At 62.8% G+C, this 26,050-nt stretch carries 28 protein-coding genes and 1 pseudogene; 10 read left to right on the forward strand and 19 right to left on the reverse strand.

What is annotated here, in order from left to right:
- Nucleotides 1–78: 78 nt before the first annotated feature.
- The 5 genes from NKH19_RS00455 to NKH19_RS00475 all read right to left on the reverse strand — a co-directional run bounded on the left by NKH19_RS00455 (nucleotide 79) and on the right by NKH19_RS00475 (nucleotide 2,959).
- Nucleotides 79–561 (reverse strand): hypothetical protein, encoded by a 483-nt coding sequence (locus NKH19_RS00455; protein WP_352869893.1) that lies wholly within the window; start codon nucleotides 559–561, stop codon nucleotides 79–81.
- On the reverse strand, nucleotides 536–1,048 hold the full coding sequence (locus NKH19_RS00460) for a hypothetical protein (protein ID WP_352869891.1): 513 nt from the start codon (nucleotides 1,046–1,048) through the stop codon (nucleotides 536–538). Before NKH19_RS00460 ends, NKH19_RS00455 begins: the two co-directional genes overlap by 26 nt.
- Nucleotides 1,015–1,407 carry a hypothetical protein gene (locus NKH19_RS00465; RefSeq protein WP_352869889.1) on the reverse strand — a complete coding sequence of 131 codons (393 nt, stop codon included), beginning with the start codon at nucleotides 1,405–1,407 and terminating at the stop codon, nucleotides 1,015–1,017. Before NKH19_RS00465 ends, NKH19_RS00460 begins: the two co-directional genes overlap by 34 nt.
- A 22-nt stretch (nucleotides 1,408–1,429) precedes the next feature.
- Complete coding sequence (locus NKH19_RS00470) at nucleotides 1,430–1,900, reverse strand: hypothetical protein (protein WP_352869887.1); 471 nt, start codon at nucleotides 1,898–1,900, stop codon at nucleotides 1,430–1,432.
- A gap of 183 nt (nucleotides 1,901–2,083) precedes the next feature.
- Nucleotides 2,084–2,959, reverse strand: a complete 876-nt coding sequence (locus tag NKH19_RS00475; protein ID WP_352869885.1) for a methylated-DNA--[protein]-cysteine S-methyltransferase — start codon at nucleotides 2,957–2,959, stop codon at nucleotides 2,084–2,086.
- Nucleotides 2,960–3,121: 162 nt separating this feature from the next.
- On the opposite strand from NKH19_RS00475, the gene NKH19_RS00480 reads away from it, so the two are divergent.
- Nucleotides 3,122–3,889, forward strand: a complete 768-nt coding sequence (locus tag NKH19_RS00480; protein WP_352869884.1) for a class I SAM-dependent methyltransferase — start codon at nucleotides 3,122–3,124, stop codon at nucleotides 3,887–3,889.
- 63 nt (nucleotides 3,890–3,952) lie between these two features.
- Here NKH19_RS00480 and NKH19_RS00485 read toward each other — a convergent pair whose 3' ends face one another.
- A complete protein-coding gene (locus NKH19_RS00485) occupies nucleotides 3,953–4,447 on the reverse strand; it encodes a DUF2244 domain-containing protein (protein WP_352869882.1) in 495 nt (164 codons plus the stop codon).
- A 22-nt stretch (nucleotides 4,448–4,469) separates the two neighbouring features.
- Between NKH19_RS00485 and nth the strand changes: the two genes are divergently transcribed.
- The gene (gene nth / locus NKH19_RS00490) at nucleotides 4,470–5,267 is read left to right on the forward strand and encodes an endonuclease III (protein WP_352869881.1); all 798 of its coding nucleotides are present in this window, start codon (nucleotides 4,470–4,472) and stop codon (nucleotides 5,265–5,267) included.
- A 3-nt stretch (nucleotides 5,268–5,270) separates the two neighbouring features.
- Here the strand turns inward: nth and NKH19_RS00495 are convergent, their stop codons facing one another.
- Nucleotides 5,271–5,726, reverse strand: a complete 456-nt coding sequence (locus NKH19_RS00495) for a DUF2214 family protein (RefSeq protein WP_352869879.1) — start codon at nucleotides 5,724–5,726, stop codon at nucleotides 5,271–5,273.
- A gap of 199 nt (nucleotides 5,727–5,925) precedes the next feature.
- Between NKH19_RS00495 and NKH19_RS00500 the strand changes: the two genes are divergently transcribed.
- From NKH19_RS00500 to NKH19_RS00510, 3 genes are all read left to right on the forward strand, one after another.
- Nucleotides 5,926–6,459, forward strand: a complete 534-nt coding sequence (locus NKH19_RS00500; RefSeq protein WP_352869877.1) for a GNAT family N-acetyltransferase — start codon at nucleotides 5,926–5,928, stop codon at nucleotides 6,457–6,459.
- A 189-nt stretch (nucleotides 6,460–6,648) separates the two neighbouring features.
- On the forward strand, nucleotides 6,649–7,140 hold the full coding sequence (locus tag NKH19_RS00505; RefSeq protein WP_352863034.1) for a hypothetical protein: 492 nt from the start codon (nucleotides 6,649–6,651) through the stop codon (nucleotides 7,138–7,140).
- Between the two features lie 7 nt (nucleotides 7,141–7,147).
- Nucleotides 7,148–7,750, forward strand: coding sequence for an OmpA family protein (locus NKH19_RS00510; RefSeq protein WP_352863036.1), 603 nt, complete (start codon nucleotides 7,148–7,150; stop codon nucleotides 7,748–7,750).
- Nucleotides 7,751–7,776: 26 nt separating this feature from the next.
- On the opposite strand, the gene NKH19_RS00515 is transcribed toward NKH19_RS00510, so the two are convergent.
- Nucleotides 7,777–10,269, reverse strand: a complete 2,493-nt coding sequence (locus NKH19_RS00515) for an EAL domain-containing protein (RefSeq protein WP_352863038.1) — start codon at nucleotides 10,267–10,269, stop codon at nucleotides 7,777–7,779.
- Nucleotides 10,270–10,821: 552 nt separating this feature from the next.
- Here NKH19_RS00515 and NKH19_RS00520 point away from each other — a divergent pair.
- A pseudogene (locus tag NKH19_RS00520) lies at nucleotides 10,822–11,034 on the forward strand (citryl-CoA lyase); the annotation flags it as partial.
- Between the two features lie 9 nt (nucleotides 11,035–11,043).
- Here NKH19_RS00520 and NKH19_RS00525 read toward each other — a convergent pair.
- Together NKH19_RS00525 and NKH19_RS00530 are read right to left on the reverse strand one after the other, a co-directional pair.
- On the reverse strand, nucleotides 11,044–11,520 hold the full coding sequence (locus NKH19_RS00525) for an NUDIX hydrolase (RefSeq protein WP_352863040.1): 477 nt from the start codon (nucleotides 11,518–11,520) through the stop codon (nucleotides 11,044–11,046).
- A 128-nt stretch (nucleotides 11,521–11,648) separates the two neighbouring features.
- On the reverse strand, nucleotides 11,649–11,957 hold the full coding sequence (locus NKH19_RS00530; RefSeq protein ID WP_352863042.1) for a hypothetical protein: 309 nt from the start codon (nucleotides 11,955–11,957) through the stop codon (nucleotides 11,649–11,651).
- A 337-nt stretch (nucleotides 11,958–12,294) separates the two neighbouring features.
- Between NKH19_RS00530 and NKH19_RS00535 the strand changes: the two genes are divergently transcribed.
- A complete protein-coding gene (locus tag NKH19_RS00535; protein ID WP_352863044.1) occupies nucleotides 12,295–12,867 on the forward strand; it encodes an invasion associated locus B family protein in 573 nt (190 codons plus the stop codon).
- Between the two features lie 96 nt (nucleotides 12,868–12,963).
- Here NKH19_RS00535 and coaBC read toward each other — a convergent pair whose 3' ends face one another.
- The 3 genes from coaBC to ubiE form a co-directional block, all read right to left on the reverse strand.
- The gene (gene coaBC, locus NKH19_RS00540) at nucleotides 12,964–14,433 is read right to left on the reverse strand and encodes a bifunctional phosphopantothenoylcysteine decarboxylase/phosphopantothenate--cysteine ligase CoaBC (RefSeq protein WP_352863046.1); all 1,470 of its coding nucleotides are present in this window, start codon (nucleotides 14,431–14,433) and stop codon (nucleotides 12,964–12,966) included.
- Between the two features lie 94 nt (nucleotides 14,434–14,527).
- On the reverse strand, nucleotides 14,528–16,102 hold the full coding sequence (gene ubiB, locus NKH19_RS00545; protein ID WP_352863048.1) for a 2-polyprenylphenol 6-hydroxylase: 1,575 nt from the start codon (nucleotides 16,100–16,102) through the stop codon (nucleotides 14,528–14,530).
- Nucleotides 16,103–16,172: 70 nt separating this feature from the next.
- Complete coding sequence (ubiE, locus tag NKH19_RS00550) at nucleotides 16,173–16,949, reverse strand: bifunctional demethylmenaquinone methyltransferase/2-methoxy-6-polyprenyl-1,4-benzoquinol methylase UbiE (protein WP_352863050.1); 777 nt, start codon at nucleotides 16,947–16,949, stop codon at nucleotides 16,173–16,175.
- Between the two features lie 133 nt (nucleotides 16,950–17,082).
- Here ubiE and NKH19_RS00555 point away from each other — a divergent pair, with 133 nt between their 5' ends.
- From NKH19_RS00555 to NKH19_RS00565, 3 genes are all read left to right on the forward strand, one after another.
- Nucleotides 17,083–18,057, forward strand: a complete 975-nt coding sequence (locus NKH19_RS00555) for an adenosine deaminase (protein WP_352863052.1) — start codon at nucleotides 17,083–17,085, stop codon at nucleotides 18,055–18,057.
- Between the two features lie 144 nt (nucleotides 18,058–18,201).
- A complete protein-coding gene (gene upp, locus NKH19_RS00560) occupies nucleotides 18,202–18,831 on the forward strand; it encodes a uracil phosphoribosyltransferase (RefSeq protein WP_352863054.1) in 630 nt (209 codons plus the stop codon).
- Between the two features lie 224 nt (nucleotides 18,832–19,055).
- On the forward strand, nucleotides 19,056–19,619 hold the full coding sequence (locus tag NKH19_RS00565) for a TIGR02281 family clan AA aspartic protease (RefSeq protein WP_352863056.1): 564 nt from the start codon (nucleotides 19,056–19,058) through the stop codon (nucleotides 19,617–19,619).
- 85 nt (nucleotides 19,620–19,704) lie between these two features.
- Here NKH19_RS00565 and deoA read toward each other — a convergent pair whose 3' ends face one another.
- From deoA to NKH19_RS00595, 6 genes are all read right to left on the reverse strand, one after another.
- Nucleotides 19,705–21,024 carry a thymidine phosphorylase gene (gene deoA / locus NKH19_RS00570; RefSeq protein ID WP_352863057.1) on the reverse strand — a complete coding sequence of 440 codons (1,320 nt, stop codon included), beginning with the start codon at nucleotides 21,022–21,024 and terminating at the stop codon, nucleotides 19,705–19,707.
- Complete coding sequence (locus NKH19_RS00575; RefSeq protein WP_352863059.1) at nucleotides 21,024–21,833, reverse strand: purine-nucleoside phosphorylase; 810 nt, start codon at nucleotides 21,831–21,833, stop codon at nucleotides 21,024–21,026. The genes deoA and NKH19_RS00575 overlap by 1 nt, the downstream gene beginning before the upstream one ends.
- 24 nt (nucleotides 21,834–21,857) lie before the next feature.
- Nucleotides 21,858–22,250 (reverse strand): cytidine deaminase, encoded by a 393-nt coding sequence (gene cdd, locus NKH19_RS00580; protein ID WP_352863061.1) that lies wholly within the window; start codon nucleotides 22,248–22,250, stop codon nucleotides 21,858–21,860.
- A gap of 62 nt (nucleotides 22,251–22,312) precedes the next feature.
- A complete protein-coding gene (locus NKH19_RS00585) occupies nucleotides 22,313–23,284 on the reverse strand; it encodes an ABC transporter permease (protein WP_352863063.1) in 972 nt (323 codons plus the stop codon).
- Nucleotide 23,285: 1 nt separating this feature from the next.
- Nucleotides 23,286–24,425 carry an ABC transporter permease gene (locus tag NKH19_RS00590; RefSeq protein ID WP_352863065.1) on the reverse strand — a complete coding sequence of 380 codons (1,140 nt, stop codon included), beginning with the start codon at nucleotides 24,423–24,425 and terminating at the stop codon, nucleotides 23,286–23,288.
- On the reverse strand, nucleotides 24,422–25,954 hold the full coding sequence (locus NKH19_RS00595) for an ABC transporter ATP-binding protein (RefSeq protein WP_352863067.1): 1,533 nt from the start codon (nucleotides 25,952–25,954) through the stop codon (nucleotides 24,422–24,424). Before NKH19_RS00595 ends, NKH19_RS00590 begins: the two co-directional genes overlap by 4 nt.
- Between the last annotated feature and the right edge of the window lie 96 nt (nucleotides 25,955–26,050).

Raw genomic sequence — 26,050 nt, forward strand, 5'->3', positions numbered from 1 at the left:
TCGTGCGGGAAGCTAACCTGTAAGGCGGCAGCTTGCCAGACCGCGCGACGGGTTTGCCTCGATTTGAGGCATCGTGGCTTATTCACAGCGCACGGTGACCGTGCCCTGATAGGTGCCGGCGGGAAAGATACCGCTCGATTTGGTGGCGGTGAGGTCGACCTGCACGGTGTGGGTGCCGTTGACAACCCGCTGCGGCACACTTCCGTTGATGTCGACCCCCGAGCCATCGAGGCGGAAGACCGAGGCGAAGATCACGTTGGTGTCGCCGCCGCTCGGCGCGGACGAGAATGCGGCTGGCGCCGGCGCCGAAACCGAATAGCAATCCAGCAAATTGAACAAGGAACACAGCTGCGAGCTTGCCACGACAGTGGCGCTCGCGCTCGATCCGCCTGCCTGTTTGGAACCCAGTATGCCGATGGTGGGATTTGCAGTCATTGTTCCCGACGTCCCGACCATGATGGTGCAGGTGCCAATGATCGCCGCTTGCAGCGGAAAGCAGAAGCCGGCAAGTGCTGCCATCGCAAGCAGCGCGCGGTTATTTCTTCTTCTTTTTCTTGCCATCGCCGGTTCCGGTCCTGATGCTCCAGCCTTCGTTGGCCCATCCGGGTGATGCGGCCGCGGGAGCGCTGGCGGCCACGCTCGCCGTCTGGCCGTCGGCGCCGAGGCCCATCTTGAGGAGTTTCAGTTCCAGCTGCAGGCGGTCGACCTCAAGCTCGTAGAGGCGGCTGCAGTCGATGCGTTTCGGCGTACGCCCGATCGGGATCACCACCCGGCCATAGGTGGCAACGCTGTTGTCCGACTGGCTGTTGCCTCTGATGACGCCGAGATCGACATAGGCGCCGGTGCCGGAGACCGCGGAACGGCAAGTGGTGCCGTCCGCGGCATGGACCTCGTCCTGGCCTTGGGGCAAGGTGACGCCGGGCAGGTTGAAGCCGCTCTCGTTCTGGTTGAGATTATAGACATCCTCAGCCAGAACCGGCGAAATACAAGCCGTCGCAGCCGCGAGCGCGAATGTCAGGATTTGCGGCGCCCAAAGAACTTTCCGCATATCTGTGCCCTTATCTGCGTCTGTTGGTTGGGAAAGGGGATGCTTTCGGTACAGATACGCACCTTACGCTCGGCGGCGCCGTCGAAGGGCACGACCACAAGGACAGGACGGGAAGCCTGGGAAGCCAATTGGAAGACACTCGGAGAGATTCTGGCGGCTACTGGCTGAAAATCCTGATCGTAGACGTGGATTTCGACCTGGATCTTCCGGTCGTAGGGATTGGCGGGGAAAACGCGGACAGCGAAGACGTCGGTGAAGCTGTTGACCTCGCCACGCATCGGCGACATCGACTGCGCCTTGACGGCAATGGGTGCCAATCCGACGGCCACTGCCGTCGCCAGGATTCGAGCATGTTTCAAGGATCCCTCCTTCGCTACGGCGTCATTCGCAGCGCAGCGTTACCGTTGCCTGATAGTTGCCGGAGGCGAAGCGGTTGCTGCCACCCTTGGTGCCAGCGAGATTGACCGAGACGAGGTCGGCGCCGGAGGTTCCGATGCTGGTGGCCGAGCCAGTCTCAACGATAGAATGCGTGCCCGCGGCGGAGTAGGTCGGTGTCCAGGTCGTCGACGTTACGTCGGCCGAAGGCACCGTCGTCGTGGTGACCGGATCGACGCTGAGTGACACACCTCCGGTTGTCGTCAGCGTCACGGTTCCGGCAGAACCGCCGCTGTTGTGGGAACTGAGGGACTGCAGATCGGGGCTGACCGTCATCGTGCCATTGGTGGCAATGACAAGCGTGCAGGTCGGCGTGATCGTGCCGTTGAAAATGACATTTTGCGTCGTGGCCAATGCGGTCTGGTCAAAACAGGCAACCAGCAGAACTGCGCCGAAGGCGGCGCGACACAACGTCATCGAGACCTCCTATCAAGCCGGATCGCCCGAATTAATATGGGTCATCATCACTTTATCGTGGTTAATTTAGAGTTAACTAAAATAATAACTGAAAATAATAAACATGATAACCGGAGGTTGCATTCGGTTGCAAGCAAGCAAAATTAGACAAGAAATCCTAATTATACTTGATAATATCGATATTCACGATACCTGCCCGGCTTCCCAGCCCAGAATGGCGCGCTTGCGGGTCAGGCCCCAGTGATAGCCGGTGAGGTCGCCGGACTTGCCGATGGCGCGGTGGCAGGGCACCACGAAAGAGAGCGGATTGGCGCCGTTGGCGGCACCGACCGCGCGGCTGGCGGACGGCGCGCCGATGCTGGCGGCGATCGACGAATAGGTTCGGGCCTTGCCCATCGGGATCTTGAGCAGCGCCTCCCAGACCCGAACCTGGAAGTCGGTGCCGATCATGACGACATGCAGTGGCTGATCGGAGCGCCACAGCGTCGGGTCGAAGATGCGCGCGGCATAGGGGCCTGTAGCAGTCATGTCCTCGACATAGATGGCGTTCGGCCAGCGGCTGGACATGTCGGCGAAGGCGGCGCGTTCCTCGCCGGGGTCGCTGAAGGCGAGGCCGGCAAGCCCGCGGTCCGTGGCCATGATCAGGGCAGTGCCGAATGGCGAGGGATGATAGCCGTAGCGGATGGTGAGCCCGGCGCCGCGTGTTTTGTAGTCGCCCGGCGACATCGCTTCATGGGTGACGAAAAGGTCATGCAGCCGGCCGGGGCCGGACATGCCCAGTTCGAACGAGGTTTCAAGCAGCGGCATGCCCGAATCGAGCAGCCTGCGCGCATGATCCAGTGTTACCGCCTGCAGGAAGGCTTTGGGCGACAGGCCGGCCCAGCGGGTGAAGAGTTTTTGCAGGCCGGTCGGCGTCTCGCCGACCTCCTCGGCCAGTTCTTCGAGGGAAGGCTGATCGCGATAGTCGAGGCTAATCTTCTCGATGGCACGGCGCACGATCTCATAGTCGCTGCCTTGCGGCGTGATGTCCTTTTCGAGGATCGCTGTGTGTGTGCTCATGGAACTGTCTCCTTGAGCCGGAATATCGCCCCTTGGGGCGTCGATCGCCACCCGAAACTTGCCTTCTGGCCGCGCATGCCCAGATAGACTCCGATCTCGAGCCCAGGAGTCGCCCATGGCTGCGAAAAAGCAGATCTCACCGGGGCAAAGGAGACCTTGCTGATGACGCTCTACGGCAAGGCACCGGAGAGCCGGTTGCCGGATTCGCTGCTCGGGGACCGTTTCGCCGACAGGGCGGTGCGCAGGATCGACTATGATTTCTCCAGGCTCAAGGTCGACGGCAATCTCGGTGTCGGCCTGGCGATCAGGGCAAAGACGCTGGACGTCCGCGTCGAGGACTTTCTCGCCAGAAATCCTGATGCCATCGTGCTGCACCTCGGTTGCGGGCTCGATACGCGCATCTTCCGTGTTGATCCGCCACCAGGCGTGGACTGGTTCGATGTCGACTACCCCGAAGTCATCGAGCTCAGGCGCAAGCTTTACCCTTCCCGGCAGCATTACCATCTGGTCGCCTCGTCGGTGACCGAACCCGGCTGGCTAACTGAAGTGCCCCGCAATCGCCCGGCCATCGTGGTGGCGGAAGGGCTGACGCCATATCTCCCTGCCGATGAAGGGCCACGCCTGTTTGCGCGGCTTGTCTCGCATCTTGCCAGCGGCGAACTGGTGTTCGACGCCTACAGCCATTTCGGCCTGAAGCTGCTTCGTCTCAATCCGACCATCAAGGCGACAGGCGCCGAGGTTCATTGGGCGATCGACGATCCGCACGAACTGGAGCGAGCCGTCCCGAAGCTGCGATTCGTCGAGGACATCTCGGCCTACAAGCCCGAACACGCCGCCCGCATGGGCTGGTCCGCGAAACTGTTCGTTCGCCTTTGGACATACATTCCCGCATTGCGTAAGGTCGGCAGGCTTTTGCGCTATCGGTTCTGAAGCGTCCTCTCTGTTCGGCGCGCTTTCCCGCGAAAACCGCTTCACCCTTTTCCTGGAATTGCTTCAGCGCGCCTTGGCGGTCGCCAGCGCCCGTGAAAAAGCCGTGGCAAAGCTTTCTCGGGAGTCTGGGTCCAGGAAGGATCCGATCGGCACGTTCTGGCCCTGGCCTTCGACCGTCATCCGTGTGATGCCGATCTCGGCATGACGGGCGACCGAAAACCGCGCCCAGAACGGATTGAAGCGATGCGCTTCCGATTTACCGGATGGCGCCGTCTTGCGGATGTCGAGGCTGGTGCGCGAAACCGACACTTCCTCGCGGGCACGGGCGGCCCGATAGTTGACACGGAAGGCGATATAGACGGCGGCCACGTCGAGGCCGAAGAAGCCAAACACCGGCCAGGCACCGCGCGACAGGAAAAACGCGCCTGTCACCAGCCAGCCGAACAGCAGCGCGCTCATCAGGATGAAGAAGCCTGTCCGGCCCAGCGACCGGTGCGGGGTCAGCAGGGCGCGAAAGAATGGTTCGTCGGCCTGAAACGAGGCGTTTGTGTCGCTCATGGCGGGATATTATAGGAGGGAAATGACGAGCCCCAAGTCCAAAGATTCTTCCATCTCCAAAAAAGAGCTGCTGCCCGGCCGGCGTGATGGATCGAACGCCAAGCCGCGCCCGCGGCCGGTGCGGCGCACTTCGCGCTACAGCCCGGCCGAAGTGCACGAGATCTTCCGGCGGTTTTCCGTCCAGAGGCCGGAACCGAAGGGTGAACTCGAACATGTCAACGCCTTCACGCTGCTGGTCGCGGTGGTGCTGTCGGCGCAAGCAACCGATGCCGGTGTCAACAAAGCGACACGGGTGCTGTTCAAGGCCGCCGATACGCCGCGCAAGATGCTGGCGCTGGGCGAAGCCAAGGTCGGCGAGTACATCCGCACCATCGGGCTTTGGCGCAACAAGGCCAAGAATGTCATTGCGCTGTCGCAAGCGCTGATCCGCGACCATGACGGCGAGGTGCCCGACGACCGCGATGAATTGGTCAAGCTGCCGGGCGTCGGGCGCAAGACCGCCAATGTCGTGCTCAACATGGCCTTCGGCCAGCACACGATGGCGGTCGACACCCATATTTTGCGCATCGGCAACCGGCTCGGGCTGGCGCCCGGCAAGACGCCGGAACAGGTCGAGCAGGGGCTGCTCAAGATCATCCCTGATGAATATATGCGCCACGCGCATCACTGGCTGATCCTGCATGGCCGCTATGTCTGCAAGGCGCGCAAACCGGATTGCCCGGCCTGCGTCATCGCCGACATCTGCAAGGCAGAGGTGAAGACGACCGATGTGCCGGCACCACTGGTCGAGCTCGCACCGCTTGAAGCGGCCACCGCCTAAAAATCAGTAGCCGTAGCCGCGCGCCATCGCCGCCGCGAAGACTGGGATCATCAGGAAGATGAAGGCCTCGGCGCGGCTGTAGGTCTTCACCGACGCAAGCTCGGTCGCCGGCACCAGGAACGAGGGATTGGCGCTCGCCTGCCTTTTCCAGGAAATGAAGCGCACCGTCGGGATGATCGACAGCAGCCCGACCATGCCAAACGCCGCCATCTTGGCCCAGAACACCCAGTTGTAGACGTAGAATTCCCAACCCTTGAGGCCATAGAAGACGCGGCCGATGCCAACGATGATGATCAGCGCGGCGATGATGCCATAGTGGCGGTCGATGCCGGCGAGCCGCTTGAGCGTGGCAGCGGCCAGATCGCCGCGGATCAGAACGAATTCGGCGCCGATGATCCCCGCCAGTGAAAACACCAGCACATGATGGACAATGGCAAGCACAAGGTCGGTGGTGTCCATGTTCGTTCCCCTGGGTTTGACGGTCCGGCCCGCACCTGAAAAGGGGGTGCGGTTGCAGGTGCTGAATCAGCCTGTCGTGAAAATAACACCGTCGCGCAAAATTCCCATAGCGGCGCCTGGATGATAGGCCCTATCGCCCTGGCCCTTGCACCGCGTCGGCGATTTGCTAAGCGCTGACGATCCGTGCGAGGCAGATCTCATGAACAATCCACAAACGACCGGCGCTCCTGTCATCGAGACGAAGCGAACCACCCTGCGGGCACACCGGCTGGGCGATTTCGACACCTATGCCGCGATGTGGACCGATCCGGTCGTCACCCGTTTCATCGGCGGCAAGCCGCGCACGCGCGAAGAGAGCTGGATGCGCTTCCTGCGTCACGCCGGCCTGTGGTCGCTGCTCGGCTATGGTTTCTGGGCGATCGAGGAGAAGGCTACGGGCCGTTTCATCGGCGAAGCCGGCTTTCACGATCTGAAGCGCGATATGGAGCCGTCGATCGAAGGCATTCCCGAGGCCGGCTGGGCGCTGGTTCCAACTGTTCACGGAGCAGGCTTCGCCACCGAGGTGGTAGGCCGCGTGCTCGCATGGAGCGACGAGGCGTTCGGGCGGGCGAAGACCGTCTGCATCATTGATCCGGAAAACGCCGCTTCGCTGAGGGTCGCGGCGAAGTGCGGTTACCGGGAAGTGGTGCAGATCACCTACCATGATACCCCGACCATCCTGCTGGCGCGGTGACCCTAGCGCCAGATCCAGATCTCCGGTCGAATCGATCTGAGATCTAAATCCGCCTCTAAATCAAAGGGATAGACCATGATGTCGTCCGAAAAGCCGCTTCGCACTTTTCGGCATCATGCTCTAGGCGGCGTGATCGACTGGACTTACCCGCTCTGCTAGCATCGATCATAGTGCGAAGGGGGATGATCGATGCGTGCATTCAAGACGATAGCCATGGCGTTTTTCTGGGCGGGGTTTGTTCTCGCGCTGACATTGCGGTTGGCCGCTGCCGACGCGACGGTGCCGACCGCCGATATCGAGGGCGCCGCCGACAACCATCTCGCCAAGCGCTACGAAGGCTCATTCATCGTCTCCTATGAGAAACTGGCCTTCACCGATTTCAGCGTGCCGCTGTCGCCGCTGAAGCCGAGCGCCGACCCGGACGCGCGTGATGCTATGAACAACCGTGTCTTCGCACCCGACAAGAAGGCCGAGGTCGAGGGCGCCTTGACCCGCATTGCCTATGTGCTGCCGGCCGAGCGCTCGCCGCTCGAAGTGCTGCGCAACTATCAGGATGTGATTGCGGCGGCCGGCGGCGAAACCTTGTTCGAATGCAAGAAGGAGGAATGCGGCGGTGCCGCTGACCGTTCGTCGAGTGGTGGCGGCGGCGATATGAGCCTGACGATGTATTCCTTACCATGAGAGCGATTTGAAGGACGCGGCATTCTCCAATGGCGCCTGCGCGCTGACCTCCGGCATCAACGACCAGCGCTATTTCTCGGCCAAGGTGCCGCAGGACGGTGGCGACGCCTATGTGACCGTGCAGACCTATTCGATGACCGACGATCTCTACTGCAAGGAGCTCAACGGCCGCACCGTTGCCATCGTCCAGGTGCTGGAACCCAAGGCGCGCGACAAGAAGATGGTGGTCGTCGAGGCAGCCAAGATGGCGGATTCGCTCTCGGCCACCGGCAGCATTTCGCTCTACGGCATCTTCTTCGACACCGACAAGGCCGACATCAAGCCGGAGTCGGAACCGACGCTGAAGGAAATTTCGACGCTGCTGGCCAACGACCCGAAGATGGCGGTGATCGTCGTCGGCCACACCGACAATCGGGGCGCCTTCGACTACAATCTCGACCTGTCGTCGCGACGAGCGCAATCGGTCAAGGCGGCACTTGTGTCGAAATACGGCATCGACGGGGGGCGGCTGACCGCTGCCGGCGCCGGCATGATGGCGCCTGTCGCCAGCAATGACGATGACGCGGGCCGCGCCAAGAACCGCCGTGTGGTTCTGGTCAAGCTGAACTGAGCGAGCCTTCCCAACGAGGACGCATTCTAGCTGGCCTTGCGGCGCAGCTTCTGCGCCGGATCGCCCCATGAATCGGTGACGGTGTCTGCGACCGGCGCGACGCCTTGGCAGAGCAATACCGTTGAAGCGTCAAATGGCCGAGGCTTCGCGATCGCATAGCCCTGGGCATAATCGACGCCGATCTTTTTCAGTGCGGCAATGATGCCGTCGCTTTCGACGAACTCAGCAATGGTGCGCTTGCCCGTGACCTTGCCGATGTGATGGATCATCTCGACCATGGCGTGGTCGATTCGGTCTTCCAGCATATCCTTGACGAAGCTGCCGTCGATCTTGAGGTAGTCGACCTGCAGGTGCTTCAGATAGGCGAAGGACGACATGCCGGAGCCGAAATCGTCGAGCGCGAAGCGGCAGCCCAGGCCGTGCAGATCGGCGATGAACCGCATGGCATTGTTGAGATTGGCAATGGCGCTGGTTTCGGTGATCTCCAGGCAGATCATGGCGGGCGAAATGCGATGGGCGAGGAATTGCTCGCGCAGGAAGCACAGGAATGTCTCGTCACCGAAAGTGGCACCGGAAAGATTGATGGCGCAGGTGGAGATCGGAGCCGTGCGCGGATCGGCCTGCCGCGCGGCCAGGATGGCGAACGTGTTGCGGACTACCCAGCGGTCGATCGACGGCATCAGGCCGTAACGCTCTGCCGCGGGAATGAAGCTTTGCGGAGTGACGAAGCCGCCGTCTTCGTCGGTCAGCCGCAACAGGATCTCGATATGTGCACCTGCCTCGGCGTCGTCGTCGTTGAGTGGCCAGATTTCCTGGGCATGAAGCCTGAAGCGGTTTTCTTCGAGGGCGGCGTGCAGGCGTTGCACCCAGGCCATCTCGCCGAAGCGCTCCTGCAAGGCCATGTCGCCATCGCTGTGGATCTGGACGCGGTTGCGGCCCTTTTCCTTGGCCATGTAACAGGCGACGTCGGCGGCCCTAAGCGTTTCCTCGATCGTCACTTGCGCATCGGCGATCTGCACCATGCCGATGCTGACGCTGGTGTTGAAGGGTCTGCCGTCCCAGGCGAAATGCAGGTCTTGCACGGCGGCGCGCAACCGTTCGGCGATGTCGGCCGCACTGTCGGCATCGCAGTCGACGAGCAGCACGCCGAACTCGTCGCCGCCCAGCCGGGCCAGCACATCGCCTGGCCGCAATTCATTGGTCAGCAGCGCTGAAATCCGGCGCAGCAGCTGGTCGCCCGCGGCATGGCCGCAGGTGTCGTTGACCAGCTTGAACTGGTCGAGGTCGAGATACATCAGCGCGTGCTGGCGGGGCTGGTCAGCCAAGTCCGCGATCGTTCTTTCCAGCTGGCTTTCGAAGTCGCGCCGGTTGGCCAGTCCGGTCAACGCATCATGCGATGCCTGCCATGAGAGCCGTTCGATATAGTCCTCTTCGCGCGTCATGTCGTGGAAGGCGAGCACCGCGCCGACGACGTGACCGGAAACGAGCAGCGGCGCGCCGGTCACCGCGACGGGAACAACCGAGCCGTCCGGCCGCTGCAGCAATTGCGGACGCGCGCTGGAACGGCGCGGCTCACCGGCCAGCAGGCGCTCGATCAGCCTGATATCCTCGTCGCTGGTGTCCTTGTCCACAAGGCGAAATAACGACTCGATCGGCTTGCCCCTGGCGACACCGAGCGGACATGCCAGCAATCTTTCGGCGACCGCGTTCATGTAGTCCAGCCGTCCGTCGGCGCCGGTGCTGATCACGGCCTGTCCGATCGAAGCCAGGGTGATCTGCGCGCGCTCACGCTCGGCATTGAGCGCCAACTGGAACGCCTGACGCTGCGCCAGGAGCTTGCGCGTCCGCCACACGGCTAGCAGGATCAGCAAGGTGGCGGTGACAAGATTGGCAAAGGTAAGCAGCATCTTGATGAAGCGCGACCCCTCACCGAGGCTGTCCGAGAAGGCCTTGGAAAGCGGGTTGATCCGATGATCGATCTGATGGATCTCCGCCTTCCAGGCGCTGATCTCGGCCGCTGATGCCGGCCCTTTGCCCAGCGTCTCGTGCATAGCGTCGCCGAGCCGCTGGATGGCGAGGATCATGGTATCGGCAGCCGTCCAGTGCCGGATGGCGGCATCGAGATAGCTGAAGCCGCGGAAATTCTGGAACAGCCAGATCATCCCCGTCACGTCGTCGGGATGGTTTCCGCCCCGCAGGAAGCCGGTGCGCGCCGCGTTGGTGTCGGGCTCGGGCTGCTCAAGCGCCAGGCGTGCCGAACGATCGGCCAGCGGAACGGCGATCGCTCCAAGATACTCGCTGAGGAATTCCGCGTTGCCGGTGCCGGCATAGAGGCTGAGAAAATAGATGGCGTGTTTCTGTCCCTTGGACCACTGGCTTTCGCCGCCGACATAGGCGCGAACCGCCGACAGCGTGTAGAGGCTGAGGCTGGCAACCAGGGCCTGAACAAGAACGACGGCGATGAAAGGCCAGACGAGCCCGAGAAGACGGGGGCTTGCATACATCGATGCCAGCTTCATCGAATTTCCATGGATTTGCCATGATCCCTGTCAGCACGTCTGTCCGATTGTTTCATTCGTCGGTTGAGACTGCGTTCGCCCTCATGTCGCTCAGCTGGCGACAACGGTCCAGTTATCATGGGGCACTTAACAGCGAATAAAGACTTCAACTATTTGGCGAGCGATTCTTGCAGTGCACGGCTGAATATTACGCAGCGTCACGCAACTGCTTCAAATTGAATCGGATTGTGTTCAGAACTCAGGGGGCGGATTGGTGCTAGGGCTCCGCCGCGAGGCTCATCCCGGCGCCGCAGCTCTATGCCGGCATTTTGCTGTTCGCCACGGTCGGGCACCTATGGCATTTCGCAATCGCCCATCGACCTCGTCATACTCTATCTGCTGGGGGCCGCCGGCTCCCTGATGCGGCGCTTCGATTTTCCGACCGCGCCCGTCATCATCGGCATGATCCTGGGGCAACTCGCCGAAACCCAGTTCCGCCGGGCGATGACCATCTCGAATGGCGATTGGTCGGTGTTTTACACCCACAAGCTTTCGCTGACGCTGCTGACGCTCGCCTTCATCGTCATCTATGGCGAACTCGGCTTTCCGCCGCCGCTGACGCGCGGGCTTTTCGTTCTGTCGCGCTCGGTCGGCATCCTGGCGCATGCCTGGGAGCAGTCGCAGCAAACCGAGCGGAACAAGGGGCCGCTGCCGCGCGAGTGGTTGTGGGCCTATACCGGTACGCCGGCGCGACCGTTTCCCGAAGGGGATGACACCGGCGAGTGAGGCCTGACCCTAGTCTGGAGTGACCGGCGCAGGCTGGGGGAGATTCAAGGTCTTCACCAATGTCGAAAGTTCGGGCTCATCGATGAGCATGGCCGCGTCGGCCGGCGCCAGCCAGGCCCGTTGGCGTCGTTTGGCTTCCTGCCAGTCGGCCAGTTCCTCGGTCACCTCAAGCAAATAGACGATGACGTCGACGCGGACAAAGCGGTTGGCCAGCCGTTTCCAGTAGGAATAAGTGCCCGCCGGCTGCTTCAGTGTCTTGCCGAGCACGCCGGCTTCCTCCTGCGCCTCGATGGTGGCCGCCTTGCGTCCGCTCTTGCCCGTCATCGGCCATCCCTTGGGGACGATGAAACGTCTGGTGGTTCGCGACGTCACCAGCATCACCTCGATATCGCCGCGCGCGTTCAGCCGAAAGGGAATAGCCGCCACCTGGCGGATCCTCTCGCCCTTCTTTGCCTTGCGTACGGCCTTTTTCTTGGTGGCTGCCATTTCGTCGATCCAGTCGATGCAATGCCGCATAGCGCGACAAGGCATCGTTGCAAAACCAAAACTTTCGCGTGTGCCGAAAGGCACCCCGAATACATAAGTCGGCTAAATAAATGAAAAACGCCTGGATGTCAGCGGCAATTGCTCACGGCGGTGGTGCCGATTATCTGCATCTGGCAGCCTGGCTTGAGTTGCTGCACGACTGTCGGCGGCTGCCGAACGATCTGACGGTCCTGGGCACGATACTGCTGCTGTTGCTGCTGGTATTGCTGCCGCTGAACCCTGTTTTGCAGGATTTGCAGGTCGTTCTGCCGGATCAGCGCGTTGTCGCCGGTGGCGGAATTGAGGGCTTGCGCGGAAGTGGGCAGGCGAGCGCCCACCAGCATTGCCGTGGCCACCATTGCCGATGTGAAAATCGTTGATGGTCGAAGCGCCGACATTCGCTCATTCCCACGTAATGAATCCTGGTCTCAATATAGGGACGTCGGTCCGGCCGTGCCATATCCAAGCGTTGATCGAGACGAAATCGGCCTGTCGACCGCCGAATGGCGGCGGCCTAGAATCTGCCTGGCAACCTCGCATTGAACTTGACGGAAGCCGTCGATTCGCCGCTCTATCGGGTCGGCGCCGGCCTTGAGCCGAACGGCGTCAACGGCGTCGGCATGTCCATCAGGTATAATGGCGCCTTCGGCGAAACATTAAACGGAACGCGATCAGCGCGTCTCTCAAGGTCAGCTTCCAGCTGGCCCGAGGCAGAGCCGGGCGGGAGGGATCTTTATGAGGAAGTACGCGTATCTCGTGGCGATGCTGGGTGTTGCCTGCACCATCGGCGTGCCGGCCGTGGCGGCGCAGGGCGACAAGGTCACCGCGCCGCCCGCCGCCGTCGATGCGCCGCAGCTACCTGGTGGCGCGTCGGCACTGTCCGAAACCCATGGCGATTGGACGGTCAATTGCCAGATATCAGGCACGACCAAGACCTGCAGCCTGTCGCATCAGCAATTCAACAAGCAAAGTAACCAGCGCCTGCTGGCGATCGAGTTGTCGAGCAAGACCGGCGAGGATGCCACGGGAACGCTTGCGCTGCCGTTCGGCCTGGCGTTGGCCAAAGGGGTCAGCCTGACCATCGACGATCAGAAACTGGACGGCAGCCTGGCATTCAACACCTGCCAGGTCGTCGGCTGTCTGGTGCCGGTGGCGTTCGATGCGACTGTCACGCCGCTGCTGAAGTCGGGTACCACCCTGAAGATCGATGCCTTCGCGGCCGACACCGGACAAGCGGTGAGCTTTTCCATTCCGCTCAACGGCTTCGCCGGCGCGCTTGCCCGAACCGCGGAGCTTTTGACCAATTGACCGCAAAGCTCATGTGGACCCGCAGGACCTGAAGCGCGCGCTTGAACGCGGTGCGTCACCGCAGCGAACGTGGCGGCAGGACGTCTTTGCGTCGGCTCAAACGACGATCGTTTTCAACCGTTCGGCGATCAGGGCGGCGAGCCGCGCCGCCACTTCGTCCTTGCTCATCTCGGGCCATTCCTCGACGCCGGCCTTCGATACGATCCGCACCCGATTGCGATCACCGCCCATCACGCCCGAAGGACCGACGCCGCTTTCCTGCGACACGTCGTTGGCAACGATGAAATCGGCGCCCTTCTTTCTGAGTTTGGCCTCGGCGTTGCGCAACAGATCCTGTGTCTCGGCGGCGAAGCCGATCACAAGCCCGGGTCGCTGGCTGTGATGGCCAATCCCGGCGAGAATGTCGGGGTTCTCGACCATGCGCAGCACCGGCGGCCCTTCGCCCGCAACCTTCTTGATCTTCTCACCGGCCGAATTTTCGCTGCGCCAGTCGGCAACGGCGGCGACGAACACCGCCGCGTCGGCGGGCAGAAGCTGTTCCACCGCATCGCGCATCTCTTGCGCACGTTCGACATGGATGGTCTTCACCCCGGCGGGATCGGCAATGCCGACCGGGCCGGAGACGAGACGCACATCGGCGCCGAGTCTCGCCAGTGCCGCGGCGATGGCATGGCCCTGCTTGCCGGACGAACGGTTGGCGATGTAGCGAACCGGGTCGATCGGCTCATGCGTCGGGCCGGAGGTGACGATGATCTTGCGCCCCGACAGCGGCTTGGGGCCGATATCGAGCAGCGCCTCGATGGCGGCGACGATCTCCAGCGGCTCGGCCATGCGGCCTTCGCCCGCCTCGTTGCTTTCGGCCATCTCGCCTTTGGCCGGGCCGACGAAGGCAATGCCGTCCTTCCGTAGCGCCGCACGGTTGCGGCGGGTGGCCGGATGCGCCCACATTCTGGGGTTCATGGCAGGCGCCATCAACACCGGCTTGTCGGTGGCGATGAGCACGGTGGAGGCAAGATCGTTGGCGTGGCCATTGGCAAGCTTGGCCATCAGGTCGGCAGTGGCGGGCGCCACCACCAGAAGGTCGGCCTCGCGCGACAACCTGATATGACCGACATCGTGCTCGTCCTGGCGGTCGAACAGGTCGGTGAAGACATGGTCGGCCGAGAGCGCGCCGACCGATAGCGTGGTGACGAATTCCTGCGCGGCCGATGTCATCACCACCCGAACCGCAGCACCGCGCTCGCGCAGCCGGCGGATGAGATCGAGCGCCTTGTAGGCGGCAATGCCTCCACCGATGATGAGCAGGATGCGCTTGCCGGAGAGGCCGCGCGAAAGCCTCTTGCCTGCCGGGGCGGTAGCCGGGGTCGCCGCGCCGTGCACGCTGGTCAACTCGCGCAGCGTTTTCTCGATCTGGTCGATGCGGCCCACTGGGCCGATCTGCCCGTCAACGGCGGCCCGGATCATGACCCGCGCCTGCTCTTCCATGGAGCGGTCGTTCTCCGCCGCCAATCGGCGCAGCAACTCCTTGACCTCATCGTCAAGGTTGCGGATCGTGATGCTGGCCATGTGATTGCACTCGGATGGGATTGCCGAGCGCAATGATAGCAATGCAATCAGACTGCCGCAAGTTGCGGACTCGGAGTCTGAGGCGACTGGAATGCTAGACGATCTTCCAGGCGATATAGACCAGCGTCAGTGCGATCACCCACAGGGCCAGGCGGCCGGAGCGGCTGTAATGCGCCTCGGCCTTGCCTATGGCGCGTGCGGTGGTCTCGTCGAAGCGCAGGCCGTGCTCGGCCATCAGATCGATCTCGCGCGACAGCCGATCGGTGCGCGCCGCAAGCTCGGGCGCCTGGCGGGCCAGCGTCAGCAGCGCCTTGGCGCCGTCGCGCGCGTCGAGCATCATGCCACGCGGCCCAAGGTTGCCGGCGATCCAGCCGCTTACCACCGGTTCGGCCGTCTTCCACATGTTGAAAGCCGGGTCGAGCGTGCGCGCGACGCCCTCGACCACCACCATGGTCTTCTGCAGCAGGATCAGTTCCGGCCGCGTCGCCATGTCGAAGAGTTCGGTCACCTCGAATAGCAGCGTCAAAAGCTTGGCCATCGAAATGGTCTCGGCCGGCTGGCCATGGATCGGCTCACCGATCGCCCGGATCGCTTGCGCGAAGGCCGCGACGTTGTGCTGGCGCGGCACGTAGCCGGCTTCGAAATGCACCTCGGCGACGCGCAGATAGTCGCGCACGATGAAGCCGTAGAGGATTTCGGCGAGGAAACGGCGCTCCTTCTTGCCGAGACGTCCGGCAATGCCGAGATCGACGGCGACGATGGTGCCGTTTGCCTCGACGAAGAGGTTGCCCGGATGCATGTCGGCGTGGAAGAACCCGTCACGCAGCGTGTGGCGCAGGAACGACTGAATAAGGTTCGCGGCGATCGCCTTCAGATCATGGCCGGCGGCTTCGAGGCCAGCAATGTCGTTCATCTTGACGCCGTCGACCCATTCCATGGTCAGCACATCACGGCCGGTGCGCTCCCAGTCGACGGATGGCACACGAAAACCGGGGTCGTTCTTGGTGCTTTCGCCGAGTTCCGAAAGCGCCGCCGCCTCGAGGCGAAGATCCATCTCGATTTTGGTGGTCTGCGCCAGCGTCTCGGTGACCTCGACCGGCCGCAGACGACGGGACGACGGAATGTATTTTTCCTGCAGGCGAGCGGCGAGGAAATAGCTTTCGAGATCCTGGAAGAAGCGGCGGCGCACTCCCGGCCGAATCACCTTGACCGCCACTTTGGTGGCAACGCCGTCGTGGATCGCGTCGGCGGCATGGACCTGGGCGATGGAGGCGGCAGCGACCGGGTCGCCAAAATGCGAATAGAGATCGCCGATCTTGCGCCCGAGCGAAGCCTCGATAGCCGCAACCGCCTCGATCTTCGGGAAGGTGTGCATCTTGTCCTGCAACATGGCGAGATCGAGCGCCATGTCGTTGCCGACGACGTCGGGCCGCGTCGCGAGGAACTGGCCGAGCTTGACATAGGAGGGACCGAGCCGGACGACCGCCTTGGCCAGCCGGTCGCTGCGCTCATAGGCAAGCGCGCGGCGGCGGGTGAACAGCCGTGCCAGCCGCCAGCCAAATTTCGGCAGGCCGGACAGTTCGTCGCCTGGCAAGGCGGCAACGACGCCCTCGCGCATAAGCACCCAGCCGGCGCGCATAAGCCGAAATCCAGCGCTGGCGGTGCTCATGGCCGCGCCCGTTCTGCCGGCTCTTCGAACCGGCATAGCGCATGTCGAACGTGAAAAATGCCCCCCGGCCTCAAAGCTTCCAGCCCGAATGAAGCGCGGCAATACCGCCGGAATAGTTGCGGAAGGAAACGCGATCGAAGCCGGCGCGGGAAATCATCGTCGCGAAATTCTGCTGGTTGGGAAACCTTGCGATCGATTCGACCAGATAGGAATAGGGCTCGCCGTCGCCGGTCACCATCTTGCCTATCTTCGGAATGGCGTTGAACGACCAGGCTTCGTAGACCTTATCGAGCAGCGGCATCTCGACCTCGGAAAATTCAAGGCACAGGAAGCGCCCTCCCGGCTTCAACACGCGGAACGCTTCACCGAGTGCGACATCGATGCGCGGCACGTTGCGGATGCCGAAAGCGATGGTGTAGGCGTCGAATGTGGCGTCGGGGAAGGGCAGTTCCTCGGCATTGGCCTCGACGAAATCGGTGTTGCCGGACAGGCCTTTCTTTTCGGCGCGTTCGCGGCCGACGGCCAGCATCGAGCCATTGATGTCGAGCACCGTGGCATGGGCATTGCCGTGGCTGGCATCGACGATGCGAAAGGCGATGTCGCCGGTGCCGCCGGCAACGTCGAGCACGCGCCAGCCGGTCCTTTTTGGAGGATTGAGCCATGTCACCATGGCATCCTTCCACAGCCGGTGCAGGCCGGCCGACATCAGATCGTTCATCAGGTCGTAGCGGTTGGCCACCTTGTGGAAAACATCGTTGACCAGGGACTGCTTGTCGCCAGCCCCAACACGCTTGAAACCATAAGAGGTTTCCATGCCGCTCGCGGCCGTGGTTCTCTCAACTGACATTTTTTTGATCCGTCATAAAACCGGCGGGACCATAGCCGATCGATGGTGCGGGCGCTATTGTTTAAGGCGCGGTGTTCGGCCGCGCTTCCAGGTGGCGGTTTTCAAGACCTGGACTGACCGACGGGATGATTGAATGCCTTTGAAAGCGGAACTGCACTGCCACATCGAAGGGGCAGCGGCGCCTGAACTCGTCATCCGCCAGGCGCAGAAATACGGCAAGGACACCTCGCCTTATATCCAGAACGGTTCGTTCGTCTGGCACGATTTCACGTCCTTCCTCGCGGCTTACGACTTTTCCTCCGATCTGTTCCGGACCGAGGAGGACTATGCGCGGCTGGCCGATCATTATCTGACCAGCCTTGCCCGCGACGGGGCTATCTATTCCGAGATATTCACTTCGCCGGACCACGCCAGGAAGGCCGGGCTTTCGCCCAAGGCCTATACCGATGCGCTTGGCGAAGGCATGGCGCGCGCCAAGGCCAAGACCGGCATCGAGGGCCGCATGATCGTTACCGGCGTGCGCCATGTCGGCGTCGAGTCGATCGAGCAGGCGGCGCGTTTCGCGGCGCGCTGCGGGCACCCGCTGGTCACCGGTTTCGGCGTCGCCGGCGATGAGCGCATCGGCGAGATGGAAGACTATGTCAGGGCTTTCGAGATCGCCCGCGAGGCCGGGCTCGGCATCACCATCCATGCCGGCGAACTGACAGGCTGGGAGACCGTCCAGGCGGCGCTCGACCACATCCGTCCGTCCCGCATCGGCCATGGCGTGCGTGCCATCGAGAACCCGGACCTTGTTCGGCGCATCGCCGACGAGGGCGTCGTGCTGGAATGTTGCCCCGGCTCCAACATCGCGCTCAAGGTGTTCGACAGTTTTGCCGACCATCCGTTTCCGGCCCTGCAGACGGCTGGCTGCAAGGTGACGCTCAATTCCGACGATCCGCCTTATTTCTGGACCTCGCTGAAGCGCGAATACGACATCGCCGCCGAGCATTTCGCGATGAACGAAAAGGCGCTGGTCGCCGTGACCCGGACCGCCATCGAAGCCGCTTTCGTCGACAAAAAGACCAAGTCAGCACTTCTTGCCCGGTTGAACAGCGCGGCACGCTGATTTCTGCCGACAAAGCTGTGGTCGGGTCGGGCTAGGCGGTTCCTTGGCCGCCGCATTGTCGCTAGGGTTCGCTCAAGCAGCTTGGAGCGCGGCGCGTCCGAAAGGACCATGCGCACTTTCGGTCGCAGGCATCAGGAGAACACCATGAAGGGCGTCACCGTCATCGACCATCCGCTTGTCCAGCACAAGCTGACCATCATGCGCAAGAAGGAGACCTCGACGGCCGGCTTCCGCCGGCTGCTGCGCGAAATATCGCTGCTGCTTGGCTACGAGGTCACCCGCAACCTCGAACTGACGACGACGACGATCGAAACGCCGATGGAAACCATGGAGGCGCCGACGCTGGAGGGCAAGAAGCTGGTCTTCGCCTCGGTGCTGCGCGCCGGCAACGGCTTGCTGGAAGGCCTGCTCGACCTGGTGCCGGCGGCCCGCGTCGCCCATGTCGGTCTCTACCGCGATCACGAAACACTGGAAGCGGTGGAATATTTCTTCAAGGCGCCGAGCGACCTCGCCGACCGTCTGGTGATCGTCGTCGATCCGATGCTGGCGACCGCCAATTCGGCGATCGCGGCGATCGACAAGCTGAAGGAGCGCGGCGCCACCAACATCCGTTTCCTTTGCCTGCTGGCAGCGCCCGAAGGCATCGAGCGCTTCACCAAGGCGCATCCGGACGTTCCCGTCTTCACGGCATCCATCGACCGCCAGCTCAACGAGAAGGGCTACATCATGCCCGGCCTCGGCGATGCCGGCGACCGCATGTACGGGACCAAATAGTACCAGGCAAAGTTGCCTGGTACTATTTACCGAATATTTACGCAAAGGCGCGGTTTTGGCGCCCGTTAAAGCGGCAAACACCATCCGGGCTTAAGGATCGGCCCTCAACTACAGCGCCGCGCGTCCATTCGGACGCGCAAAGGACGCTGTAGCGCTTTGATTTTGCGCATGATCCTTTCCGAAAATCGATCCCGATTTTCGGGGTCATGCGGCGAGGCCGATCCATGCTGCGCAAACTTCTCATCCTTGGCGTTTTCGCCGGCACGTCGGCATCGATACCGATTGTGTATCAGTCGAATCCGCAATTCGTTGAAAACCTGCTGAAATCCACGGTGACGAGCAAACAAGCGGTCGAAGCCCAATCCGACGTCAATTTGGCATCGGTCCCCGACAAGCCGGTGGCGCCGCTGCCGATGGGCCGCAAGGTCGTCGTTGCGGCAGACGAGCGCGGACACTTCTCGTCGGCCTTCAAACTCAACGGACGTCAGATCGACGGCATGATCGACACCGGCGCCACACTGGTCGCCATCAACATTTCAACGGCGCGCAAGATCGGCCTGTCGCTGAACCCTTCCGACTTCAGTCACGAGGTCAGCACCGCCAACGGCACCATCAAGGCAGCCGTGGCAATGATCGGCCGCCTGCAGATCGGCAACATCACGGTCAACGACGTCCAGACCATCGTGCTCGAAGATAGGGCGCTGCGCACCAATCTGATCGGCATGAGTTTCCTTAATCGGCTCGATAAATACCAGGTCGAGGACGGCACGCTGCTGCTCGTTCAGTAAAGTCCTATTCGTTTTCCGCAATTCCCAAGGGAAAGCGCTATGCGCTTTTCCCGGGAAAACCGTTACACATTTTTCCTGGAATTGCTCAGCCGCGCGGCAGGATCCGCCGGATGACCGACTTGTCGGCGGCCGGCTTCGAAGCGCCGACCGTATAGGCCGAAAGCACGGCGGCGGCGGCAGCCTCGGCATTGGCCGATGAGCGGGCATGGACCAGCGCCAGCGGCTCGCCGACCCTGACCTCCGCGCCGATAGGCAACAGCCTGGTGATGCCGACCGCAGGGTCGACCTTGTCGTCCGGCCGCGTGCGTCCGCCTCCCAGGCTAACCACGGCGAGCCCAATGTCTCGGGTGGCGATGCCGGTGACGAAGCCGTTTTCGGTCGCCCTGACGGCAAATTCGGTCGCCGCCACTGGCAGATATTTTTCCGGCTTCTCGATGAAATCGGCCGGACCGCCAAGCGCGGCCACCATGCGCGAGAAGGTGGCGGCGGCGCGGCCGCTGGCGAGCGTCTCGGTGGCGCGCCGCATGCCATCCTGGTTGGACGACACCAGTCCCGCCGACTGCAGCATTTCGGCGGCCAGCGCCAGCGTCACGTCCTCCAGCCGATGGTCGCGAAACCGGCCAGTGAGGAAATCGACGGCATTGCGCACCTCGACGGCGTTGCCGGCGGCCGATGCCAGCGGCTCGTTCATGCCGGTGATCAACGCCGAGGCCTTCAGCCCGGCACCATTGGCGATCTCGACCAGGCTGTTGGCGAGTGCGGTTGCGTCGCGCGACTTCTCCATGAAGGCGCCGTTGCCGACCTTGACATCGAGCACCAGCGATTGCAGCCCGGCAGCCAGCTTCTTCGACAGGATCGAGGCGGTGATCAGCGGCACCGATTCGACGGTTCCGGTGACGTCGCGGATCGCATAGAGCCGTCGATCGGCGGGCGCGAGGTCGGCGGTCTGGCCGATGATGGCGCAGCCGGTTTCAAGAACGGCCTTGCGAAACAGCGCGATATCGGGCTGGCTCACATAGCCGGGGATCGCATCCATCTTGTCCAGCGTGCCGCCGGTGTGGCCAAGGCCACGGCCTGATATCATCGGCACATAGGCGCCACAGGCGGCGACGATCGGCGCCAGCATGAGCGAGACATTGTCGCCGACCCCGCCGGTCGAATGCTTGTCGGTGACCGGACCGGGCAGGTCCGACCAGTCGAGCACGTCACCGGAATCGCGCATCGCGAGCGTCAGCGCCACCGCCTCGTCGCGGCTCATGCCGTTGAAGAACACCGCCATGGCGAAGGCACCGACCTGACCGTCCGAAACGGCCCCATCGGTCACGCCCTCGACGAAGCCGGCGATCTCCTGCTCCGACAGCCTCAGGCCGTCGCGCTTGCGGCGGATGATTTCCTGCGGAAGCATCAGCTCTCCAGCAGTCCGTCGCGGAACACGCGCTGCAGGATGGTTGCCAGCCGCGCGCCGCCTATCGGTGCCATGTCCTTGGTCTCCTGGTGCGAAAGCTCGGCACCGGTCATGCCGGCCGCCAGATTGGTGATGACCGAACAGGCGGCGACGCGCAGCCCGAGGAAACGGGCGAGAATGACCTCCGGTACGGTCGACATGCCGACCGCGTTGGCGCCCATGATGCGCGCCATGCGGATTTCAGCGGGTGTTTCGAAGCACGGCCCCGAGAACCACATGTAGACGCCCTTGTGCAGCGCGGTGCCGGTCGCTTTCGCCGCCCGTTCGATCGCCTTGCGGATGCCGGCATCATAGGCTTCGGTGAGACCAACGAAGCGGCGGTCGCTGGGCTCCCCGATGAGTGGGTTGGTGCCCGAGAAATTGATGTGGTCCGATATCAGCATCACCGAGCCCGGCGGCATATCCGGATCGACCGAGCCGGCTGCATTGGTGAGGATCAGTTTCGTGATGCCGATGCCGGCAAGCACCTCCAGCACCGGACGCATCGCCGCAGCAACGCCGTGCTCATAGTAGTGGGCGCGGCCCGACAGCATCAGCACCGGCACGCCGGCGAACAGCCCCGCCACCACCTCACCGGCATGGCCGGTGACGCCGCTTCTGGGAAAGCCCGGCAACTCGGCATAGGAGATGCGGATCGGATCCTCGATCTGGTCGACAAGACCGCCCAGGCCCGAACCCAGCACAAGCGCCGTCAACGGTGCGAGACCGTCCAGCCTTTCGATGAGATGATCCAGCGCCTTTTCCGTCATTTCAGCCAATTCCGAGTCAGGTCTTCATTGCAAGATGTCGCCGCGGAAACCATAGGGCAGCATGTCGCCCATGGTCACGGTTTCGGCCACGCCGGCATTGTCGCAGAGATAGAGCTTGGTTTCGGGCCGGCAGAATTCGGCCAGCCGCTGCCGGCAGCCACCGCAAGGCGAGCATTTCGCCATGCGCTCGGCAAGAACGGCGATCTCCACGATCTTGCCGCCCCCGCCCATGATGTAGTGACCGAGCGCTGTGGTCTCCGCGCACCAGCCTTCCGGATAGGAGGCGACCTCGATATTGGCGCCGGTAAAGATACGCCCGTCCTCGGTGCGCAAGGCAGCGCCCACTGGAAACTTCGAATAGGGCGCATAGGCCTTGGCCATGGCAGCCTTGGCGGCCTCGAACAGATCATGCGACATTCAGGTGTTCTCTCCGATGATCATGTCCAAAAACCGGCACTAAGCCGCCCCGTTGCTCCCGCTCAGCGTTCCTTGACATATGGTACGCCGCCGGCGCGTGGCGGAATGGCCTTGCCGATGAAGCCGGCGAGCAGGATGACGGTGAGGATGTAGGGCAGCGCCTGCATGAACTGCACCGGCACCTTGCCGATGATGGGCAGCGGCGAGCCTTGCAGACGGATCGACAGCGCATCGAGGAAGCCGAACAGCAGGCAGGCGAACATGGCGTTGACCGGCTTCCACTTGGCGAAGATCAGCGCGGCCAGCGCGATATAGCCCTTGCCGGCGGTCATGTCCTTCACGAAGCCGCCATTCTGCACCATCGACAGATAGGCGCCGGCGATGCCGGTGAGGATGCCCGTGCAGATCAGTGCCCGGTAGCGCAGCCAGGCGACCGAGATGCCGGCGGTATCGACGGCGGCCGGGTTCTCGCCGACGGCGCGCAGGCGCAGGCCGAACCGGGTGCGAAACAGCACCCACCAGGTGAACGGCACCATCGCGAAAGCGAGATAGACCAGGATCGAGTGGCCCGACAGCAGTTCGGCATAGATCGGCCCGATGATCGGCACGTCGTGCAGGGCGGCGGCACCAGGCCAAATGATGGCCTCGAAGCGCTCGCCCGGTTGCAGCGCCGGCGTGCGCCCGCCTTGCTGGAACCAGGCTTGGCCGAGGATGATGGTCGATCCGGCGGCAATGAAATTGATTGCCACGCCGGAGACGATCTGGTTGCCGCGATGGGTGATCGAGGCGAAGCCGTGGATCATGGCAAACCCGACCGAGATCAGGATGGCCATGCCGAGGCCGAGAAAGGCCGAATGGAACACGGAAGCCGCCGCCGCTCCGGCGAAGGCGCCGACCAGCATCTTACCCTCGAGACCAATGTCGAAGATGCCGGCGCGTTCCGAATAGAGGCCGGCGAGGCATGCCAGCAGCAGCGGCACCGAGAGGCGGATGGTCGAGTCCAGTGTCTGGACGATTGCGTTGAACACATCCATCTCAGGCACCCTTACTCTTGATCGCTTCCATGCCGACCGACCTCGGATTGAACGAGGCGAACAGCGCCTGGATGTAAGGCCTGAACATGTGCTCGAGCGCGCCGGCAAACAGGATGACGAGACCCTGGATGATGACGATCATGTCGCGGCTGATCGCCGGCATTTCGAAGGCAAGCTCGGCGCCACCCTGGTAAAGCATGCCGAACAGGATCGCCGCCAGCACGATGCCGGCCGGGTGCAGGCGGCCCATCAGCGCCACGGCGATGCCGACGAAACCGGCGCCGGAAACGAAATCGATCGCGACATTGTGCTGGTCGCCCATCACCGGATTGAGCGCCATCATGCCGGCGAGCGCGCCCGAGATCATCATGGCGGTGATGATGATGCGAGTTTCCGAAATGCCGGCATAGCGTGCCGCCTTCGGGCTGTGACCGTAGGTGCGCATCTCATAGCCGAGCTTGGTGCGCCAGATCAGCAGCCAGACCAGGAAGGCCATGGCCAGTGCCAGCAGGAAGGAAATGTTGAGCGGCGCCGAACGGATCTTGGCGCCGGACAGTTCGATGATCCAGTTGAGCTTCGGCAATTCCGCTCCGGCGAAGAAGTTGCGCGTCTGCGGCGCTTGCGAGGCTGCCGGCTTCAACGGGCCAACCAGCAGGTAAACCATGATCGAGGCGGCGATGAAGTTGAACATTATGGTGGTGATGACGATGTGTGAACCGCGCTTGGCCTGCAGATAGGCGGGGATCAGAGCCCACAACGCGCCCACGATCGCTGCCGCGACGATGGCCAGCGGAAAGGTCAACCACCATGGCAGCGTCGTGTCGAAGCTGAGGCAGACGACGGCTATGCCGAGGCCGGCGATGTAGGCCTGTCCTTCGGTGCCGATGTTGAACAGGCCACAATGTGCCGCCACGGCCACCGAAAGCCCGGTGAAGATGAACGTGGTGGCATAGAAGAGGGTGAAGGCAATGCCTGAGCCCTTGCCGAAGGCGCCCTCGACCAGGATGACGGCGGCGCGCAAGGGGTTTTCGCCGACCAGAAGCACGACGAAGCCGGCGACGACGAAGGCGACGAACAGATTGATCACCGGGATCAGGCCGTAGTCTGCCCAGGCCGGCAGCTTGGCGTAAGGCGTGCTCATTCCGCGGCCTCCTGGTGCTCGACGCCGGCCATCAGCAGGCCAAGTTCGCCTTCGTTCGCCTCCGGGCCGCGCTCGCCGACGATGCGGCCGGCAAACATCACCAGGATGCGGTCGGAGAGTGAACGGATCTCATCCAGCTCGACCGACACCACCAGCACTGCCTTGCCCTGGTCGCGCATGGCGATCAGGCGCTTGTGGATGAATTCGATGGCGCCGACATCGACGCCGCGCGTCGGCTGGCCGACAATCAGCACGCCGGGATCCTGTTCCATTTCGCGCGCGAGCACGATCTTCTGCTGGTTGCCGCCGGAAAAATTGGCGGTCTTGAGCCGGCAGTCCGTGGGGCGGATATCGTATTTAGCGATCTTGTCCTTGGCATCGTTGCGGATGGCATCGATGTTGAGGAACGGCCCATTCAGATAGCGGGGATCGTCGTGATAGCCGAGGATGGAGTTCTCGTTCTCCTCGAAGGCCAGCACCAACCCGACGTGATGGCGATCTTCCGGCACGTGCGCCAGGCCGCGGTCGCGCAATTCTCCGGGGTCGGCGGCACCGGTCAGGTCGATCGGCTTGCCGTCGAGCATGACTGAGCCCGAGACCGCGCGCCTGATGCCGGAAATCGCCTCGAGCAGTTCGGATTGTCCGTTGCCGGCGACACCGGCGATGCCGACGATCTCGCCGGCCCTGATATCGAAGGAGATGTCGTCGACCATGGTGACGCCGCGTGTATCCTTGACCGTCAGGTTCTTGACCGCGAGCTTGACGCCGCCGGCTTCCGCCTCGCCCTTTTCGACCCTCAAGAGCACGCGCCGTCCGACCATCAGCTCAGCCAGTTCCTCGACTGTGGTCCTGGCGGTCTCGCGCGTCGCCACCATCGTTCCCTGACGCATGACCGACACGGTGTCGGTGATATCCATGATCTCGCGCAGTTTGTGAGTGATCAGCACCACCGTCTTGCCCTGGTCCTTCAGCTGCCTGAGGATGCGGAACAGATGGTCGGCCTCTGCCGGTGTCAACACGCCCGTCGGTTCGTCGAGGATCAGGATCTCGGCGCCGCGATAGAGCGCCTTGAGGATCTCGACACGCTGCTGCAGGCCGACCGGCAGTTCCTCGATGATCGCATCGGGATCGACTTCCAGCCCGTATTCGCGCTCCAACCGCTCGAGTTCGGAGCGCGCCTTGGCGATGCTCTTCTTCAGTAGCGCATCGCTCTCGGCGCCGAGGATGACGTTTTCCAGCACCGAGAAGTTGTCGACCAGCATGAAGTGCTGGTGCACCATGCCGATGCCGAGCGCGATAGCGTCGTTGGGCGTCTTGATCGCCGTCGGCTGGCCGCCGACTCGGATCTCGCCGCTATCGGCCTGGTAGAAGCCATAGAGGATCGACATCAGCGTCGACTTGCCCGCGCCGTTCTCGCCGACGATGCCGTGGATGGTGCCGCGCGCGATCTCCAGATTGATGTCCCGGTTGGCGCGCACGGCGCCAAAACTCTTGTCGATGCCGATCAACTCGATTGCGGCTTGCGCCATGCAGCCTGTCCCACTCTTATTTTTTTATCGCTTGGTCAAAACGCCTAGCATGACGCTCCGCCCGTGCCAATTGGCCGGAGCAGGGCCACTCTCGAC

Origin of the sequence: Mesorhizobium sp. M1338, from assembly GCF_040318045.1 — a bacterium.
GTDB lineage: Bacteria > Pseudomonadota > Alphaproteobacteria > Rhizobiales > Rhizobiaceae > Mesorhizobium.

What these genes read in the sequence shown, in the direction of transcription:
- NKH19_RS00575 (WP_352863059.1), bottom strand. Translation starts at nt 21,833, where the DNA reads ATGACGGAAAAGGCGCTGGATCATCTCATCGAAAGGCTGGACGGTCTC.
- NKH19_RS00495 (WP_352869879.1), bottom strand. Translation starts at nt 5,726, where the DNA reads ATGGACACCACCGACCTTGTGCTTGCCATTGTCCATCATGTGCTGGTG.
- upp (WP_352863054.1), top strand. Translation starts at nt 18,202, where the DNA reads ATGAAGGGCGTCACCGTCATCGACCATCCGCTTGTCCAGCACAAGCTG.
- NKH19_RS00500 (WP_352869877.1), top strand. Translation starts at nt 5,926, where the DNA reads ATGAACAATCCACAAACGACCGGCGCTCCTGTCATCGAGACGAAGCGA.
- NKH19_RS00455 (WP_352869893.1), bottom strand. Translation starts at nt 561, where the DNA reads ATGGCAAGAAAAAGAAGAAGAAATAACCGCGCGCTGCTTGCGATGGCA.
- NKH19_RS00485 (WP_352869882.1), bottom strand. Translation starts at nt 4,447, where the DNA reads ATGAGCGACACAAACGCCTCGTTTCAGGCCGACGAACCATTCTTTCGC.
- ubiB (WP_352863048.1), bottom strand. Translation starts at nt 16,102, where the DNA reads ATGAGCACCGCCAGCGCTGGATTTCGGCTTATGCGCGCCGGCTGGGTG.
- NKH19_RS00460 (WP_352869891.1), bottom strand. Translation starts at nt 1,048, where the DNA reads ATGCGGAAAGTTCTTTGGGCGCCGCAAATCCTGACATTCGCGCTCGCG.
- NKH19_RS00515 (WP_352863038.1), bottom strand. Translation starts at nt 10,269, where the DNA reads ATGAAGCTGGCATCGATGTATGCAAGCCCCCGTCTTCTCGGGCTCGTC.
- NKH19_RS00470 (WP_352869887.1), bottom strand. Translation starts at nt 1,900, where the DNA reads ATGACGTTGTGTCGCGCCGCCTTCGGCGCAGTTCTGCTGGTTGCCTGT.
- NKH19_RS00585 (WP_352863063.1), bottom strand. Translation starts at nt 23,284, where the DNA reads ATGGATGTGTTCAACGCAATCGTCCAGACACTGGACTCGACCATCCGC.
- NKH19_RS00555 (WP_352863052.1), top strand. Translation starts at nt 17,083, where the DNA reads ATGCCTTTGAAAGCGGAACTGCACTGCCACATCGAAGGGGCAGCGGCG.
- NKH19_RS00505 (WP_352863034.1), top strand. Translation starts at nt 6,649, where the DNA reads ATGCGTGCATTCAAGACGATAGCCATGGCGTTTTTCTGGGCGGGGTTT.
- NKH19_RS00475 (WP_352869885.1), bottom strand. Translation starts at nt 2,959, where the DNA reads ATGAGCACACACACAGCGATCCTCGAAAAGGACATCACGCCGCAAGGC.
- NKH19_RS00525 (WP_352863040.1), bottom strand. Translation starts at nt 11,520, where the DNA reads ATGGCAGCCACCAAGAAAAAGGCCGTACGCAAGGCAAAGAAGGGCGAG.
- NKH19_RS00530 (WP_352863042.1), bottom strand. Translation starts at nt 11,957, where the DNA reads ATGTCGGCGCTTCGACCATCAACGATTTTCACATCGGCAATGGTGGCC.
- NKH19_RS00535 (WP_352863044.1), top strand. Translation starts at nt 12,295, where the DNA reads ATGAGGAAGTACGCGTATCTCGTGGCGATGCTGGGTGTTGCCTGCACC.
- NKH19_RS00590 (WP_352863065.1), bottom strand. Translation starts at nt 24,425, where the DNA reads ATGAGCACGCCTTACGCCAAGCTGCCGGCCTGGGCAGACTACGGCCTG.
- NKH19_RS00480 (WP_352869884.1), top strand. Translation starts at nt 3,122, where the DNA reads ATGACGCTCTACGGCAAGGCACCGGAGAGCCGGTTGCCGGATTCGCTG.
- NKH19_RS00565 (WP_352863056.1), top strand. Translation starts at nt 19,056, where the DNA reads ATGCTGCGCAAACTTCTCATCCTTGGCGTTTTCGCCGGCACGTCGGCA.
- nth (WP_352869881.1), top strand. Translation starts at nt 4,470, where the DNA reads ATGACGAGCCCCAAGTCCAAAGATTCTTCCATCTCCAAAAAAGAGCTG.
- coaBC (WP_352863046.1), bottom strand. Translation starts at nt 14,433, where the DNA reads ATGGCCAGCATCACGATCCGCAACCTTGACGATGAGGTCAAGGAGTTG.
- ubiE (WP_352863050.1), bottom strand. Translation starts at nt 16,949, where the DNA reads ATGTCAGTTGAGAGAACCACGGCCGCGAGCGGCATGGAAACCTCTTAT.
- NKH19_RS00595 (WP_352863067.1), bottom strand. Translation starts at nt 25,954, where the DNA reads ATGGCGCAAGCCGCAATCGAGTTGATCGGCATCGACAAGAGTTTTGGC.
- deoA (WP_352863057.1), bottom strand. Translation starts at nt 21,024, where the DNA reads ATGCTTCCGCAGGAAATCATCCGCCGCAAGCGCGACGGCCTGAGGCTG.
- cdd (WP_352863061.1), bottom strand. Translation starts at nt 22,250, where the DNA reads ATGTCGCATGATCTGTTCGAGGCCGCCAAGGCTGCCATGGCCAAGGCC.